The sequence below is a fragment of the Halarcobacter bivalviorum genome, assembly GCF_003346815.1.
Classification (GTDB): domain Bacteria; phylum Campylobacterota; class Campylobacteria; order Campylobacterales; family Arcobacteraceae; genus Halarcobacter; species Halarcobacter bivalviorum.
This window is the reverse complement of the sequence record NZ_CP031217.1, coordinates 2078864-2095464: the sequence shown is the minus strand read 5'-3', so window position 1 is coordinate 2095464 and position 16601 is coordinate 2078864. Positions and strand designations below refer to the sequence as shown.

The following is a 16601-nucleotide window of genomic DNA, read 5'->3' as shown; positions in this document are numbered from 1 at the left end:
TTTATAAAGTAGGAAAATTCCTACTTTATATTTATTGTAGCACTTGCTGTATTTGAAATAATAATACCTTCTACTTCTTTTTTATTTTGTATTGTAAACATCCATTGCCCAAAGTTTGTTAATACAAATTTTGCTTGACCTTTTCTAACATTTGCAAAAAGAGCATTATCTTCTTTTGCTAAAGCACTTTTAGCTGTAACATATCCACTTTCTAAAGGTTTACCTTTATATAAAACTTTAAAAGTAATAGTCTCTCCTATATGTAGTTGTGAAATATCACTTGTAGGGATTAATTCTAGCTCATGTCCTATTGCTTTTGGTTCACTCCAAATTTTGTTTACAAAATAGCTTTTTGCATAAATTGTACTTTTAGTAGTAGATAAAATCTCTTTAAGATTTCTAATCTCCTCTTTAGCCTTTGTAGTAAATCTCTCTTTATCATTTTTATCAAGATATTTAATAAAAGTATTTGTTTTAGTAGCTAAAGCTGCTGTATAAGTACCTTCTTTTGACTCTTTATTAAAAGAGATTTTTTGCATAGCAAGATTACTAGGGATAATATTTAGATTATCTTTATTATAAATCTCTTCTAAACCTCTTTTAGGTTTTTCTAAAGCAATAGCTTCTCCTTTTGGCATGATTAAATCAAAAGAGTTAAGCTCAACTCTATCAGAAATAGAGTCTTCAATTGTTGGGTTATGTCCAGTTCCTAAACCTACAGTCACAAGTTTACTTCCATGTGAAGTTGCTTCAAAAGCATTTATCCAAAGTCCATGAGCGAATAAACTACTTGTAGTTATTGCTCCTATTAATAATAGTTTTTTTATCTTCATTTTTTTCCTTTTATATAAGATTTATTATTCCTGTTAAAACTAAAAGTGAAACAGATATTTTGATTATGAGTTGAGGTTTATAGCTATAGATAAAGGCAATAAAAATTGCGACAATAGTTAATAAACCTAGCCAATAAGTTATTGCTAATGAATAAGTAAGTACTTGAATAAAAATATAAAGTGAAAGGCTTAAAAATATTGTTCCTAAAGCTTTTACAAAATATTTTATTTTTTTGTTTATTGTTTTATTTAAAATTTGTTTATAGTGTTTCTCTAAAGAAAAAGAGAAAAACAGCATGCCTAAATAGGTTAAAAAACTAGCAAGAAATATCATTTTATTCTCCTTTGTTTTTTTATTAAGATAAATCTAATAAGTAAACAAACTAAAGCCATAAAAATAAAAAACAAATCAAAATAGATAAAGATAGAATCTCTTGTAAAAACTTGAGAAAAACTATCTAAAACTGTAAAAACATTTATAATAGGTAAGGCTAAAAATAAAATCGCAGTTAATAAAAGTTGTTCCTTCCAAGCTTTGTTTGTCTCTCTTAAAAAAGCATAAACATATGAACAAAACCAAGCAATAAAAAAGGCATTTATCTCCCATTCTCTTCTATTTATCTCCTCTAAAGGAATAACTCTATTTGCAATAAAATAAACAGCAAGAGCTAATATAATCCCAACAATTGTTCCTAAATTTAGTTTCTCTACAAGCCAAAAACCAAAACTTTTTTTAACTAAGTTTTTCTTTTTTCTTTTTTGTGTCCATAAAATAAGTCCAGTTCCTACAAGAATAATTCCTAAAATTCCTGAGATAAAAAAGATAAATCTAAGAGTTGAGTCAGCAAATTTTGCTTCATGTAAACTTCTAAGTGAGGTACTTGTATTTATAATTGAACTACTTAGAATAGGAAGTTCTGATTTATTAATAAGTTCAAGAGTTTTTCCATCATAAATAGCAACTTCTCTTTGCATCTTGTAGTTAAATATAGTTGTGGCAACTTTAGGACTAATTTCTACTGAAAAGTTATTGTTTTTCTCTTTTATAAGTGTAAATGAGCCAATATTATTAGGCCAGATTTCATCTGCTTTTTTTATTATGGCTTGAAGTCTTTGTTTTGTTATGATATTTTCTTCTTTATATCCATATTTATAAAGCTCTTTTTTTGCCTTTATAAAACTATAGTTTTTTGCATTATTGGAATTTTGACTTTCTCTTAGTGCTTTTGTATTTATTGCTTTATAAATAGAGGCTTCTTTTTCATGTTCCTCTTCTCTAATAGAGGCTTTAAGAAGTTCTATTTTTTTTGTATCTATTGAATGAAGTTTTATATACTCTTGTTTGTAAGCTCTAAAATCATCTCCATAAAAAGTTTTTATTGCCCAAGGCATCAAAGTTCCACCTAAAAGTATAAGTCCTGAGTAAGTAATCATTATTAAAAAAGGTAAAGCTGCTACTGCTGGAAGAATATGTGCATCCATCCAACCTCTTGTATTGTTTTTAGGTCTAAATGTAAATATATCTTTGAAGATTCTTTTATGAATTAATATTCCAGTGATAATAGCTACAAACATTGCCATAGTAGCAATTCCTACAATCCATCTAGATATATTTCTAGGTATATTATAAAGTTCAAAGTGAAATCTATATAAAAATTCTCCACCTGCTGTTTTTGTTTTATCTTCTATCTTTTCCCCACTACTTGCATTATAATAAGTAGCTGGCACTCTTCTTCTATCTTGTTTTTTACTTGAATTATTTTCAACTCTTAGAGCTAAGAGATTAGTTCTATTATTAGGTAAAACAACACTTACTTTATCATTTGTTTCTATATTTTTAATTGCTTTATCAATAGCAATATCAAGAGTTTTTTCATTTGCTATTGATTTATGAAACTCTGGTTTCATCCATAAAGTAATTTCATTTTTATAATAAGCACTTGTTCCTGTTACAAAAATAGCAAATAAAAGCCATCCTAAGATTAGACCACTATAAGTATGAAGCCATCTCATTGATTCATTAAAGTTTTCTCTCATACTTAAGCCTTTATTGCTATTAAACAGGTATTGATTAAATAAAGATTTGCACAAAGTAGACTTAACTGTATTAATAGAGATTTTAATTTTATATTAGAGTATGAATAAAGAATAAAGCTTAACCAAACTAAAAAAGAGAGCATAGTTGAAAAAGAGATAGCTTCAATCTTATTTGAAAAAGGTAGAGCAAGGCTTAGTGTGACTGTAACTAACGAGGCTAATAAATATCCTCCTGCTCCTGCAATTATTAATCTAAGTATTTCCATTTTACTTCCATAATTTTTTTAGATATTTTAGTCATAGATAATGACTAGAAAATGATAGTTTAATGTCTAAGCCAAAATTCGCAAAAGGCTTAGACATTAATGAGTTTAGAATGTATAATTTAGACTAAGCCAAAGGTTTCTACCAGCTGTGATATTACTATATTGGTTGTAGTAATAAGGTGTTCTTCCAGAACCCTTTGCAACAGCATTGTATTCCATAAAGTCTTTATCAAATAAGTTATTAACTTTTGCATTGAAAGTTAAGTTTTTATTTACTTTAAATGAAGAACCTAAGTTCCAAATAGAGTAGTCTTTGTAGTATAAATCTTTATATTTATCCCCTGATTTATATCTTGTATTGAATCTATCTTTTTCTCCTGAATATTGTAAATAAGTATTAAATTTAGGAGTTGCTTGATAATCTAAAGTTGCACTATACATATGTTTTGGACTACTTGTTAGAGGTCTTCCATTTGTAGAGTCCTCACTTGATTCAATCTCTGAATCCATATATGTCCAGTTTGCTTTGATTGATAAATTATCTAAAATAAAATATTTACCAGAAAGTTCAAGACCTAAAATCTCAGCTTTTCCAACATTTTGTTTCATTTTAGGATCATAACCTAAATCAATCCACTCTTGAGAGATTCCACCAATTGCATCATCATCTTCAATTTTATCTTTAAAGTTGTTTTGAAATAGTGTTATATTGAAATTGTGTCTATCTGGGTGTTCATAATAAACTGCAATCTCTTTACTTAAACTCTCTTCTGGTTTTAAATCAGGATTCCCAATAAAAGGAGAAGTACCTTGTCCACCAAAACCAGTAACTCCCTCTTGTAAGTCAGAAGTTTTTGGAGTTTTATATCCTGTTGCAACTCCACCTTTAATTGTCCAATTATCATTTAGTGTATAAGTTAAATAAGCTCTAGGACTTACATGACTTCCAAAATCTTCATGTTTATCATATCTAGCACCAATTGTAAGAGTTAATAACTCAGCTAAATTCCAACTATCTTCTGCAAAAAATGAGTATTGATAATACTCTTTTTCTCCATTAGTTTTTCCTTCATTCATACCAAAAACACCATCTTGCATTTTAGCTTTTAAATATTCTGTTCCTAATACAAGATAGTGTTTATCTAAAGGAAGTTCATATTTTGCACTAAAAGTAGTGTTTTTTGATTTTAATGTTCTATCTGGTCTTGGCATTAAAGCTGCAAAAACAGGGTCTGCTAAAGCTGCATCTAAATCTGCCCAAGAACCTTTCTTATCTTTTATATATTGTCTTTGGTCAGCTGTTAAAGGTAAACTTCTTCCTAAGTTTTCACTTTCTATATGATGAATACCAAGTGTACTTTTACCTAAGTTCCAATCTGCTTCCCAAGATAAAGAGTATTGTTCCCTTTGCATTCTTTGATATTCTGCATAACCAACTCTTTGATTTTTATATAAAGTTTCATAAGAATCTAGTGTTCCAACACTACCTTCTGTATTATCATATTTTTGTTTTGCAATATCAAAATCAGCTCTAATAGTATGGTTATCAGTTGGAGTAAAAGTTAAACCAGCTCCTAGAGTCCAGTTTTGATTATCCATAGTTTTACCATTTCCACCAAAACTATCATTTGATTTACTAGAGTCTTCAATTACACCATTATTGTTAAATGTATCTTTGTCCCATTCTGGATTTGATTTCTCTTTATCGTAATAACTTCCTCTTAGGCTTAATCCTAATTTATTCTCAATAATTGGACCCATAAGAGCTACATCTGTAGTAGCTTGATTTCCCCAATAACTTTTTGATTGAAAAGTTTGTCCTTTTGTAATAGACCCTGTCCATTCATTAGAAATCTTTTTAGTGATAATATTAATAACCCCACCCATGGCATCAGCACCATAAAGAGTACTCATAGGTCCTCTTATAACTTCAATTCTTTCAATCATTGATAAAGGTGGAATATTTGCAAATTGTAAACCACCAAAGTTATTAGGATAGATATCTCCATTATTGTTTTGTTTTCTACCATCAATAAGTACTAATGTATAATCAGATCCCATACCTCTAATACTAACTGTACCTTGTCCAGATTTATCTGTGCTTTCTCCAATATCAACACCTTCAATATCTTTTACTGCGTCTAAAAGATTAGTATAGGGCTTTTTATTTAAGTCCTCTTGTGAGATAACAGAAATACTTGCAGGAGCAGTTACAAGTTTTTGCTCAAATCCACTAGCACTTGTAACAGTGACATTTCCTAGGTTTGATTCATTTGCATATAGATTACTTAATGCAGCTACTGCTACAAATGAAAGTAAACTTTTCCTTTTTAAATTCATTTTAATCCTTGTGTGAAAAATTGTTAATCGTATTGTAATAAGAAAAAATGATACAATAATGATATTTTGATAATTGGTATCAAAATCATTTAAAAGTTTAAATTAATCTACTTTTAAATAGAATACTGAGAATAGTTATCAGAATATAAATAAAAGGTTTAAAAAGTGTCAAGCAATTTATTAGCAAATAAAAACTTTGATGTACTTATTGTTGAAGATGAACCAATTTTAGCTGTGGCAATGGAATTGAAGTTAAAGAAGTTAGGATTAAATGTAAGTGGAATAGCAACTTCTCCTGAACATGCAATTTTAAATGCTCAAAATACTTATCCTGATATTGCAATAATTGATATAAATTTAAATGCAAAAAAGACAGGAATAGATGTGGCAAACTATTTATGGAAAAACTTTAATATTCCAATTATCTTTTTAACTTCATACTATAATGATAATATTTTAAATCAAGCTATGGAAGCTGAGCCTTATGCTTATTTAATAAAACCTTGTAGAGATGAGGAACTCAAAGTAGCAATAAATACAGCAATGCATAAACATCAATTCTTTTTTAAAAATAAAAAGGTTTTAACCAAAGAGAAAAGTGATTTTATATATTTAGGAAATAGTGCAAAATATGATAAAACTACTTCTGAATTATATATAGATGATGAGGTTTTTAAACTAACTAAAAATGAGAGAAAGCTTTTTGAAATACTTACAAAAGACGCAGGTAAGGTAATAAGCTTTGACACTATTTTTAATTTTATTTGGAGAGAAGATGTTTATGATTTATCAAAATTAAGGTCTTTAATTTATAGATTAAAAAATAAAATAGGATTTAATCCTTTTGAAAACTTATATGAAGAAGGTTATAGGGTAAAGATAGTTGGCAAGAATCTTTAAACTAAAAAACTACTCTTTTACTACAAAAGTAGTCTTCTCTTTTTTTATTATGATACTTATCATTTATGGAATAAGAACTCTTTTAACCCTTCCAAAAATTCATAATGAAAATGAAAAAGAGGTTATAGAACAAATTACTAGAACTTTGATGATTATAAAAAATCAGTTTATGATTATAGGAAAATCAATTGGAATGCAAGCTAATCTTGAAGTTGAACTTACTCAAGAAAAAATTGCCCATGAATTAAAAAAGAATAAAGAGCTTTTAAATATTTTTGATAAGCAAGAGTTAATTACTTTTTTTGCTCAAAATAAACTTCTTGAAAAATGTTCTTATAAGATTGAAAAAGAAGAGTTTATTTTTAAAAAAATCAATAAAATAAAGGTTTTTGATAACTCAAACCTTTATGAAAAATGGATATTAGTAGAAGAGGCTTCTGTTTCAAAAGCTTATAGAAAAACAAAAAACTATTTTTATAATATTCTTTTAGAAAATAAAACTAAAATCTTACTTGCTTGTAGTAGAGCAAATTTAAATCCTGGACATAACTCTTTTGAGAAAGATTTAAAAAAGCATTTTCATGAAAAGTTAGTTTTAGGTTCAACAATAAGTGATGCTAAAACAGCTCTTTTTTGGTTAAATCCTGAGTTTAAAGATTATGGGGTAAGTTTTTATTCTCATAATGAAGAACAAAGAAAACAAAGGTATGTTTTAAGTAATCTCTCAAATGTAGAAAACCTTCCAACAGGAAATTTAACTCTAAAACAGATACTTCAAGCAGATGAAAAAAAACCAATTGAACATAAAATAGAGGATAAAGAGGTTTTAACTTGGGTTATAAATCTGACTTTAGATTCTACTAAAAGTAGATATTTTATTCTTGTTTATAGTATAAATAAAGAGGAGATTATAAATAGAAATAGCGAGGATTTAATCTCTTTACTTAATGAAACTCTTCTTACTATCGCAGTTAGTTTTCTACTAATTTTTCTTTTGTTTAGAAGAATTTTAAAGAACATTGATACTATCACAAGTAGTGCAATAAAAGTTAATCAAGGAGAAAAGAATATAAGAAGTAAGGTAACAGGTGATGATGATATTGGTATTTTAGGACAAGCCTTTGACTCTATGTTAGATTTATTTGAAAACAATATTAAAATTTTAGATAAAAAAGTTGAAGAGAAAACTCAAGAGATAACAAAATCCTTAGAAGAGAAAGAACTACTTTTAAAAGAGATACATCATAGAGTTAAAAATAATCTTGCTTTAACAATTGGATTAATTGAACTTCAACAAGAAGAGATAGAAGATGAAAAAACAAAAAAAGTCTTAGTTGATATTCAAGAAAGAATCTTTACTATGGAGTTATTACATAGAAAACTTTATGAATCAGAAAATATAAATGATATTCCTTTTAAAACTTATATAAAGGATTTGGTGGGAGTTATTTCTCATTCATATGATATAAATAATAAAGTTAATGTAAAAATTGATATGGATGAAATAGCTTTAAATATAGAAAAAGCAATGCCTTGTGGACTTATTTTAAATGAGCTTATTACAAACTCTTTTAAATATGCTTTTTGTAAAAATGAAAATCCAAAATTAGAGATTTCAATCCATAAAAAAGAAGAATTTTTAGTAATGAGTATAAAAGATAATGGAGGTGGCTTAGAAGCTGATTTTGAGACACTTAATAGTAAAACTTTAGGCTTAAAACTTATAAATACAATTGTAAAGTTTCAACTTTTTGGAACGATTGATTATTTTTATGAAGCTGGTGCAAAGTTTATTATAAAAGCTAAAATTAATGAGTTATAAAGATATATAGGTTTTATCCTATATATCTTTTTCTTGCACTATCTTTGATCTTACTTACATCAACTAAAATAAAACCATCTACACAATCAGAAAAGTCTGGGTCAACATTAAAACCTAAAAATTTAACTCCATCTTCTTCACAAATATCTGAGTATTGTTTAAAGAGTGTTGGTACAGCAACTCCTATACTATTAAGACTAGATTTTAAGATTTTGAAATCCTCTTTTTTATCATTAAATTCAAATATATCTTTTAAGTCTTGACTATGAGAAGAGTATTGATATGGAATTTTTGCTTCAACTAACTCTTCATTATTTGAATAGTAGTATGAATAATGAAAAATCATTAAATCTTTTGCTGCACTTGGAAAACTTCCAGAAATAGAGACAGGACCAAACATATATTTTATTTGAGGATTATTTTTTAAATATGCACCAATTCCATACCAAAGATAATCTAAAGCTCTTGTTCCCCAATATTTTGGTTGAACAAAACTTCTTCCTAATTCAATTGAATCATTTAAATATGGAACAAAGCTATTATTATATCTAAAAAGAGTATTTGAATAAAAACCTTTTACTCCTAAGTTTTCATTGATAAATTTACCATTTCCTATTCTATAAGAACCAACAATCTCTAAATCATTTTCATCCCAAAGAATGATGTGTTGGTAATAAATATCATATTTATCTGTATCCCTTTTTTGATTTATTCCCTCTCCAACTTTTCTAAAAGATAGTTCTCTTAATCTTCCAAGCTCTTTTAAAACTATTGAGTCCTCTTCATAGTCATACAGATAGATTTTTTTACCATCTTTTGTTTCTCCAATTAGTTCTGCTTTTTTTAACTCTTTGATTAAGTCATCTTTTTTTTGTGGGTGAGCGATTGCTTTTTGTGTTTCAAAAAAAGATTTTTTCCCTTTTTTTAGAGCATAAAGATGCTTTTTATAAAGGTTTACTAAATACTTTTTATCTAAACCTTTGGGTTTTATATTCTCATTTGGAATTATCTCTCCAACTTTTATATTGATATTTGTAGATTTCTTTTTAAACATCTCATGTGATAAAAGTAGAGTAGAAAAAGTCTTATTTATTACAGACATAGTATAAAAAGTTTTAGAGTTTTTCCCACCAATAAAAATAGGTAAAATTGGTGCATTTGCATTGATTGCAAAATTTAGAAAACCTTTATTCCAAGAAGGGTCTTTCACTCCTTTTGCACTAGCACGACTTACTTCTCCAGCAGGAAAAATAATAACTGCTTCATCATTATTTAAAGCATTATAAACAGCTTGAATATCTTTTTTTGATTGTCTCATTTTATAATTATCAATAGGAATAAATAGTGACTTCAAAGCCTCAATTCCTACTAAAAAATCATTGGCAACAATCTTTACATCTGTTCTTACTGTACCTACTAATCTTAGAAGAGATAATGCATCTAATCCACCTAAAGGATGGTTTGCTATTATCACTACCTTTCCAGAGCTTGGGATATTTTGTAAATCATTACTAGAAACTGTATAGTCAAAGTTAAAATAGTCTAATACAGCATCAACAAACTCAAAACCTTTTAAGTGAGAGTTTTTTTCTAAAAATTCATTTATTGAGTTTTCATGTACAACTTTTTTAGCAATGTTAATTAAAGATTTTTTTAAGAAGTTTGGGTTTTTATTTATATTTGGAAACTTCTTTGCTATCTCTTTTTGAACATCAATCATTTTTACTCCTTAGTTTAGAAATTTTAAGCTAAATCTATTACAAATAAGTTACAGCCTTATTAGTATTTAGGTAATTAATAACTTACATAAATTATGTTAGAATCCAAAAATAAATAAGGAGAGGTTTATGAGTAGAACAAATATTACAAACTTGGTAACTTTGCTTATCATGGCAGTTGGCTATTTAAATGAAAATAATACAATTTTTATGATTGGTCTATTTGCTTTAAGTGGCTCAATTACAAATACCTTAGCTATTCATATGCTTTTTGAAAAAGTTCCATTTTTATATGGAAGTGGGGTTATTGAAAAGAAGTTTGATGCTTTTAAAGAGGCAATTCATAATCTACTTATGCATGAATTTTTTACAAAAGAGAACTTAACAAAGTTTTTTAAAGAAGAGGTTTCAAGTGCAAAAAGCACAATAGATTTTGAAAAGCTTTTAAATAAAACAGATTTTACACCTGCTTATGATTCTTTAAAAGAGTCAGTTGTAGAGTCACCTTTTGGTGGAATGCTTGGAATGTTTGGTGGAGAAGCTGCTTTAGAGCCATTAAAAGAGCCTTTTGTAGCAAAACTAAAAGCTTCAATTATAAAAATATCTCAAACAGACTCTTTTCAAGCAGTAGTAAATGAAGCCTTAACATCTGAAGATTTAAGTGAAGATGTATATGAAAAGCTAAGTAAAATAGTAAATACAAGATTAAATGAATTAACACCTAAAATGGTAAAAGAGTTAGTTCAAAATATGATAAAAGAGCATTTAGGATGGCTTGTGATTTGGGGTGCAGTATTTGGTGGACTAATAGGACTAATCTCAACATTAGTAATATAGTCCTTAAATTAGGGATTTAGTAAAACTTATTAAAAAATTTTACAACATTTTTTTACAACAAATGGTAATAAATCTGCTAATTTTTGAATAAATCTGCAAATGTTATGATTTTTTATAATCTATCATTCGCTTTTTTATAAACTTCCATATCATCTCTTTTACCAATAGCAATTGTGTAAATGAATAACTCATCATTTTGAATCTGCTTTAATTTTTTAAAAACTTGTATTTGAAGTGCATTATCTAGCTCTTTTAAATCATCTTCTACTTTAGGATGTAATTTTAGTTCATATATCTTTTAATATGATTAAAAAGTTTTCATGAAAAACTTGACGAACCGATTACGAACTGGTTCGTTTACCGATAAAATAGAGATATATTTAAAATAGAGAATTGTAAATAGGAAATGAGTGATAAAGACAAAACCTATAATTATAAGTTTTGTCTTTATATAAGTAGCTATTTTATTCTAACAAGCATTTTACTTTTTTTTGAATCTGCATGGGAAACTTCAAAATAATTATCATATTTTTTGATTATATCTCCCCATGTGCTAGCACCATAATTTTTTGCATTAAAAGATGAGTTTTTACGTTTTAAATATGAACCTATGTTAGAAGCATAAGCAAATCCACTTTCATCTTTTTGGTTTTCTATTGCATCTTTTAATAAACTTATTGGGTCTTTAGTATCAATTTTTTTATTTTTAACTTTTATAGGAAGTTCAAAAAAATCAGAATAACTATTACGAATAGGAGCTTTTGTTATTGATTCTCCAAAGCCAATTGATGTAAATCCCTTTGATTTAATTGTACGTGCTAAATCTATGAAATCACTATCACCTGATACGATTGCTATTGTATCTACAACAGATGAAGTCATAATCTCCATTACTCCTCGTACAATTCTTAAGTCAGCAGTATTTTTTCCTGCTTTATAAGGAAATACTTGAATAGGTTCAATTCCATGTTCTTCTAATAGTCCTTGATTCCAGTCCTTATGATGAGGGCTAGTCCAATCTTTTATTGCTTGTCTAATAATCACTTCACCAATATTAGCTAACTCATTAAATACATCATCTATGTATTTTGCATTTATATTATCACAGTCAAAGAATACAGCTATTTTTTTATCATTCATTTTATATCCTTTGGTGTCTCATAACATACTCTAAAACCAACTTTTCTATATTTATATTTCATAGTTGATGAAGCTAAAACCCAATTATTTTTATCAATATAATATTTAGCACTTACAAATTTTGAATGACCACCTCTAAACTCATTTGTCCATTCATTAAACCTTTCATTAATACAAAATAATAGTTCATTATTTTCTATAAATTCTAATGGCTTAGCCCATTTCATAACTACATTTTCAAAATCATTCATGTAAGGGGGAGGTGAAGATAGTTGCTTCTTTTCATAGAAAAAATTTAATTCATTTTCTATGTCATTAGTAAATGGAGTATATGATTTATTTAGTTCATAATTTAAATTCATATCTATGTCTTCACGATTGTATTCTTTATTAATTAAAGATGGACAAATTAGTTCAAACTCATCTTGAAATAACAGTCGTGCATGTACATTATATTTATTTTCAATATATCTACAATAAGCAATTGCATCATACCAAGTTACACTAATAGGTGCATTTTCATCATCTTCTGCATTTATCATCGATAAATCTTCAAGTGTATTTAGTCTAGTTTCTTGATAGCTTTGATTATCTTTATCTTTTTCTATATAAAACTCTGCAAAGTCTTTTATTGTAATTAAATTCGATACATACAACACTTTATTTTCTAATTCAAATGGTTTAAAACCTTCTAAAATCTCTTTTGTTTCTTTTTTATAATAAGAATAAGTTCCTTTTTTAGTGTAATAATCTTTGAGTATACTATTTTGACCAGGATAGTCTTGAAGTGTATTATTTTTGTAATATTCTACCTCTGATAAATGAGCATCTCTTTCAAGCCAAATATCAAAAGGTTTAATCTCTTTTATGTTTTTATTCTTTTCTTTAAATCCAAAATATAGCCATCTGTCAAAGTCATACTCTTCATTAAGTAGGGATGGTATGTTTTTTGTTCTAATATATTTTCCAAATTCAGAAATAAAAGGTTTATCTCTTAAACTTCTAAAAACAAAATCATAACTTCCATCTTTTGCTTTTAAGAAAACAAGGTTTTTATTAAATGGAATTATTTCTATCCAACCTTTTTCTAATTCTTTTAATTGTTTATGAATTATTTCTGCAACACCTTTAAATCTATCTTGTTCTATTAATCCTAGTTTACTCTCATATGTCATAGATAGATGTTCTTTGGTATTATTACCATCTATAACAAATGTGTCTCCCACAAGATTCATTAAAGTGCAGAAATCAAACAAACTTATCGGAATTAGATAATCTAATTCTTGTTCTTCTACTATACTAAGATAATCATTAGACTTAATAAGTGATTCCAAATAGTTTGCATCTAGATAAAGGTCATAGTTATTAGTACAAAGACCTTGATAATACAAATAGTTATCTGTTCTACAACCATACCCTGTAAATATCTTTTCTGGGATTGGTTTTTGGGATAAAAATATTCTATCAGCTATTTTCCTATATGAAAATAATATATCATGCTCTGCTTTATACAATTCAATTTTATGCTCAGGCGCATATTTTTTTAAACCATTTTTCTCAAGAAATGGAAGAATTCTATTAGTGTATTCTTTCTGGTATTCTGTCCAATCTTGAAATCCTAAAGTTTTAGATACTAAGTTCAAGTATCTTACTTTTTTTATATCATATCTTGATAAGTCTTTTGAATATGATTTTTTAATCTCATCTGGAGATAAACTATTTAGCGGACAACTACAATATTCTTTTGTAAAGAAGTATTTTAAGTACATAGGTTTTTCCTCGTAAATTTTATTTACGATATAAAAAATGTGGAAATATAGTTTTCTTTGTAGAAGGAATTTGTCATAACCATTATATCAGTGGTATGCAGCAGGTTCCTAAACCTTGAGAAGACATTTTAATGGAGACAACCTTAAAGATTACTTATCTATATAGTTAAAATCATTTCTTTTCAATCATATATCATCAACATAGACAAAGTGTACTACCACTTTGAAAACTCAATAAAGGAGCAACCAATGTTTCAAAAAAGAAAAGAGTTCTATGTGTTTACTACTAAACCATCGTTTGATGAATTGATGTGTGATTGTAAAATAAGAGGTGCATTATGAGATTTAATAAGCAACTAAAAAAACAAGATGAAGGTACAAATTATAATCCATCATTTGAAGAGTGGCTAAATCTTTTTTCAAAAGAACCCACAAGTAAAGAACTTGATGATATGGAAAATGAAGTTCGTAAGAATAAACCTCAAAATAATCCATACTATCAACCTCTAAGAGGTGCATAAATGAAGATTCCTCCAACTGTACTAATAGCTATTGTTATTGCTTCATCAACTATTATCAAAGAATACCTAGACACAAAAGAAAATCAATAAGTTTTAGTCAACTGACTTTCAACATAAAACAATAAAAAATAATAAGGATAAAACAATGTCAAAACCAATTAAACCATTGACTAATGAAGAGTTAAAATCAAAAGCACCAAGTCTGTTTCAAGAACAACCATACCATGAAGTAAGCGAGAAATACCACTTCATACCTACAATTGAAAATCTAAGAGAGCAAAGTTGGTTTCCTGTAAGTGTAAGTGAAGCAGGAGTTAGAGATATAGCAAAAGATGGATTCCAACAACACTATGTAAGATTTCAAAATTTTGCAGATTTGATTAATCCAAGTGGAAATGTAGTTGAACTACTTTTGTTTAATAGTCATGATAGAAGTAAAGCTTTTACAATTAGTGCAGGTATTTACAGATATATATGTTCAAATGGTCTTGTAATCGCTGATTCAGTCTTTGATAGCTATAAAATCAAACATTTAGGCGATAGAAACAATGATGTAGAAAATGCAGTTGCAAGAATAACAGAAGTAAAACCAAAACTACTTTCAAAAATTGCAAAATTTGAATCTATCAAGCTAAACAAAAGTGAAAAAGAAGCTTTTATGCAAAGTGCTTTACCATTGCGATTTGAAAACCATTTAGAACTAGATAATCCAAATGATTTATTAAACCCACTAAGAACTGAGGATATGAAAGATGATTTATATACAACACTAAATGTACTTCAAGAGAATTTATTATCCTCTAAAATTAGTGGATATAACAAAGATACAGGAAGAAGATTTACAAGTAAAGAGATTACATCTATTTCAAAAGATGTTGAGATAAATAAAGGTCTTTGGGATATAGCAGAAAGAATTGCTAGTATCAAAGACTCTTCTTATGCAATGGCTGCTTGAGGTGCAATATGAAACTAGTTAATTATGCACTGCAAAACCAAATTGAATATCTTAGTGAAGATAAAACAAACAACCATTTTAAAGAGTATCTTCAAAACATCCTTGAAGATACTTCAAAACCATATTATCAAAGAGCTGACTACATTGGTTTATCTCTAAATGAGATTAAATCAAAAATTGATTATCTCTCAAAAGATATATCTGAATTACAGGCTTTAAAGAAGAAGCTTACAAATGCGTTAGAGATAGCCAAAGAGCAAGTTGCAACTATATTTGAAGCAAATGGAATAGATAGAATAGATGGGAACATTATTTCATCTTTAACCATTTCAAAATCAACCACGAAAGAGAAAAATATAGTCAATATTCTAGATGAAAACAAAATCATGGGATTAGGCTTTGTTAAGTTCTCTGTGGATGTTGAAGCTGTTGAGAAAGCAATAACAACAAAACAAGGACAAAAGGAGCTTAAGGGATTGGTTGAAGTTACACCAATGAGTATAACAACACCAGCAAAAGTAAAAGTTAACATGAAAAGAGCATCGGTAAACAATAGTGAAACAGATGAGATTTTAATTATAGAAGAACAAGTGGCATAAGGAGTTAATATGTTCAATGATAGTCAAATACAACAGCTCTCAAAGGCAATAGACCAGCAGAGAGTTAAAACAAAAGGTAGAGAAGCTACACTTTTAGTTCCTCCATTATGGGCTTTAAATGCAACTTTACAACTTGGGCATACTATTATGACATGGGACCCTGATTGGGTTATATATAAAAATCTGTTTGGTTCTAAAATAGAAGTTAAATATTTTGGAAAGGATGCTTAATGTTTTTAAATAAACTAGATAATGATTCAAAAGAGATATTTTTATATTTAGCTCATCATATGGCAAGATGTGACAAATCTTTTTCTGATATGCAGAAGAACTTGATAGGTGGATATTTAAAAGAGATGAATATTCAAGATGTAGATTTCAAAGAAGATGAATTTTCACTAATTGATTGTTTAAAAAAGGTTACAAATAAAGAGTATCAAAAAGTTATCCTAATAGAACTACTAGCTATTGTTTATTCTGACAATATTATGCATGAATCAGAAAAAGAGATTATTGATACTATGGTTGATACATGGGGAATAAACTCAAGTTTAGTTGTAGTGTATGGGGAATGGTCTAGAAGTTTACTTTCTCTTTACATACAAGGTGAAGCACTGTTAGAATTAAACTAATAATTTAAAAATATTACTCCTTCCCCAATAGATAGAGGGCTAACGCCCTCTATCCCCCATCCTCATAGAGAATAGGTTATATATTTTATTTCAGTGTCTATTTCATGCATGGCATCTGATATCTCTCGTGCTACTATTACCTCTAATCCTACGTCTAGAATCTCGTCTAGACTCAAAGTAGTGTTTAGTTTTATATTATGCATGAAATGAGACTCGAACCCGATTTATAGTT

General features: G+C 27.8%; 16 protein-coding genes. 8 read left to right on the top strand and 8 right to left on the bottom strand.

The features are described from left to right. Window positions 1–20: 20 nt before the first annotated feature. The 5 genes from ABIV_RS10660 to ABIV_RS10640 form a co-directional block, all read right to left on the bottom strand. Window positions 21–833 carry a DUF4198 domain-containing protein gene (locus tag ABIV_RS10660; RefSeq protein ID WP_114839861.1) on the bottom strand — a complete coding sequence of 271 codons (813 nt, stop codon included), beginning with the start codon at window positions 831–833 and terminating at the stop codon, window positions 21–23. Window positions 834–843: 10 nt separating this feature from the next. Next, window positions 844–1167 (bottom strand): DUF3325 domain-containing protein, encoded by a 324-nt coding sequence (locus ABIV_RS10655; RefSeq protein WP_114839860.1) that lies wholly within the window; start codon window positions 1165–1167, stop codon window positions 844–846. Continuing rightward, window positions 1164–2870, bottom strand: a complete 1707-nt coding sequence (locus ABIV_RS10650; RefSeq protein WP_114839859.1) for a PepSY-associated TM helix domain-containing protein — start codon at window positions 2868–2870, stop codon at window positions 1164–1166. Before ABIV_RS10650 ends, ABIV_RS10655 begins: the two co-directional genes overlap by 4 nt. A gap of 2 nt (window positions 2871–2872) precedes the next feature. Further along, entirely contained in the window at window positions 2873–3136 is a 264-nt protein-coding gene (locus ABIV_RS10645) for a hypothetical protein (RefSeq protein ID WP_114839858.1), read from the bottom strand. 105 nt (window positions 3137–3241) lie between these two features. Next, window positions 3242–5476, bottom strand: coding sequence for a TonB-dependent receptor domain-containing protein (locus ABIV_RS10640; protein ID WP_114839857.1), 2235 nt, complete (start codon window positions 5474–5476; stop codon window positions 3242–3244). Window positions 5477–5641: 165 nt separating this feature from the next. On the opposite strand from ABIV_RS10640, the gene ABIV_RS10635 reads away from it, so the two are divergent. After that, entirely contained in the window at window positions 5642–6376 is a 735-nt protein-coding gene (locus ABIV_RS10635) for a response regulator (protein ID WP_114839856.1), read from the top strand. Next, the gene (locus tag ABIV_RS10630) at window positions 6360–8198 is read left to right on the top strand and encodes a sensor histidine kinase (RefSeq protein ID WP_228254295.1); all 1839 of its coding nucleotides are present in this window, start codon (window positions 6360–6362) and stop codon (window positions 8196–8198) included. Before ABIV_RS10635 ends, ABIV_RS10630 begins: the two co-directional genes overlap by 17 nt. Window positions 8199–8211: 13 nt before the next feature. Here the strand turns inward: ABIV_RS10630 and olsF are convergent, their stop codons facing one another. Beyond that, window positions 8212–9918, bottom strand: a complete 1707-nt coding sequence (gene olsF / locus ABIV_RS10625; RefSeq protein WP_114839855.1) for a bifunctional ornithine lipid synthase OlsF — start codon at window positions 9916–9918, stop codon at window positions 8212–8214. Between the two features lie 127 nt (window positions 9919–10045). On the opposite strand from olsF, the gene ABIV_RS10620 reads away from it, so the two are divergent. Next, on the top strand, window positions 10046–10753 hold the full coding sequence (locus ABIV_RS10620; RefSeq protein WP_114839854.1) for a DUF445 family protein: 708 nt from the start codon (window positions 10046–10048) through the stop codon (window positions 10751–10753). A gap of 459 nt (window positions 10754–11212) precedes the next feature. Here ABIV_RS10620 and ABIV_RS10610 read toward each other — a convergent pair whose 3' ends face one another. After that, window positions 11213–11893 (bottom strand): NYN domain-containing protein, encoded by a 681-nt coding sequence (locus tag ABIV_RS10610; protein WP_114839853.1) that lies wholly within the window; start codon window positions 11891–11893, stop codon window positions 11213–11215. Beyond that, window positions 11890–13662 carry a hypothetical protein gene (locus tag ABIV_RS10605; RefSeq protein WP_114839852.1) on the bottom strand — a complete coding sequence of 591 codons (1773 nt, stop codon included), beginning with the start codon at window positions 13660–13662 and terminating at the stop codon, window positions 11890–11892. Before ABIV_RS10605 ends, ABIV_RS10610 begins: the two co-directional genes overlap by 4 nt. Window positions 13663–14000: 338 nt before the next feature. Here ABIV_RS10605 and ABIV_RS10600 point away from each other — a divergent pair, with 338 nt between their 5' ends. From ABIV_RS10600 to ABIV_RS10580, 5 genes are all read left to right on the top strand, one after another. Then, window positions 14001–14183 (top strand): hypothetical protein, encoded by a 183-nt coding sequence (locus ABIV_RS10600; RefSeq protein ID WP_114839851.1) that lies wholly within the window; start codon window positions 14001–14003, stop codon window positions 14181–14183. Between the two features lie 145 nt (window positions 14184–14328). Further along, window positions 14329–15138, top strand: a complete 810-nt coding sequence (locus ABIV_RS10595; RefSeq protein WP_114839850.1) for a DUF932 domain-containing protein — start codon at window positions 14329–14331, stop codon at window positions 15136–15138. An 8-nt stretch (window positions 15139–15146) separates the two neighbouring features. Further along, entirely contained in the window at window positions 15147–15737 is a 591-nt protein-coding gene (locus ABIV_RS10590) for a siphovirus Gp157 family protein (protein WP_114839849.1), read from the top strand. A 9-nt stretch (window positions 15738–15746) separates the two neighbouring features. Continuing rightward, window positions 15747–15968 carry a polysaccharide deacetylase family protein gene (locus tag ABIV_RS10585; protein ID WP_114839848.1) on the top strand — a complete coding sequence of 74 codons (222 nt, stop codon included), beginning with the start codon at window positions 15747–15749 and terminating at the stop codon, window positions 15966–15968. Further along, entirely contained in the window at window positions 15968–16369 is a 402-nt protein-coding gene (locus tag ABIV_RS10580) for a TerB family tellurite resistance protein (RefSeq protein ID WP_114839847.1), read from the top strand. The genes ABIV_RS10585 and ABIV_RS10580 overlap by 1 nt, the downstream gene beginning before the upstream one ends. Window positions 16370–16601: the final 232 nt, after the last annotated feature.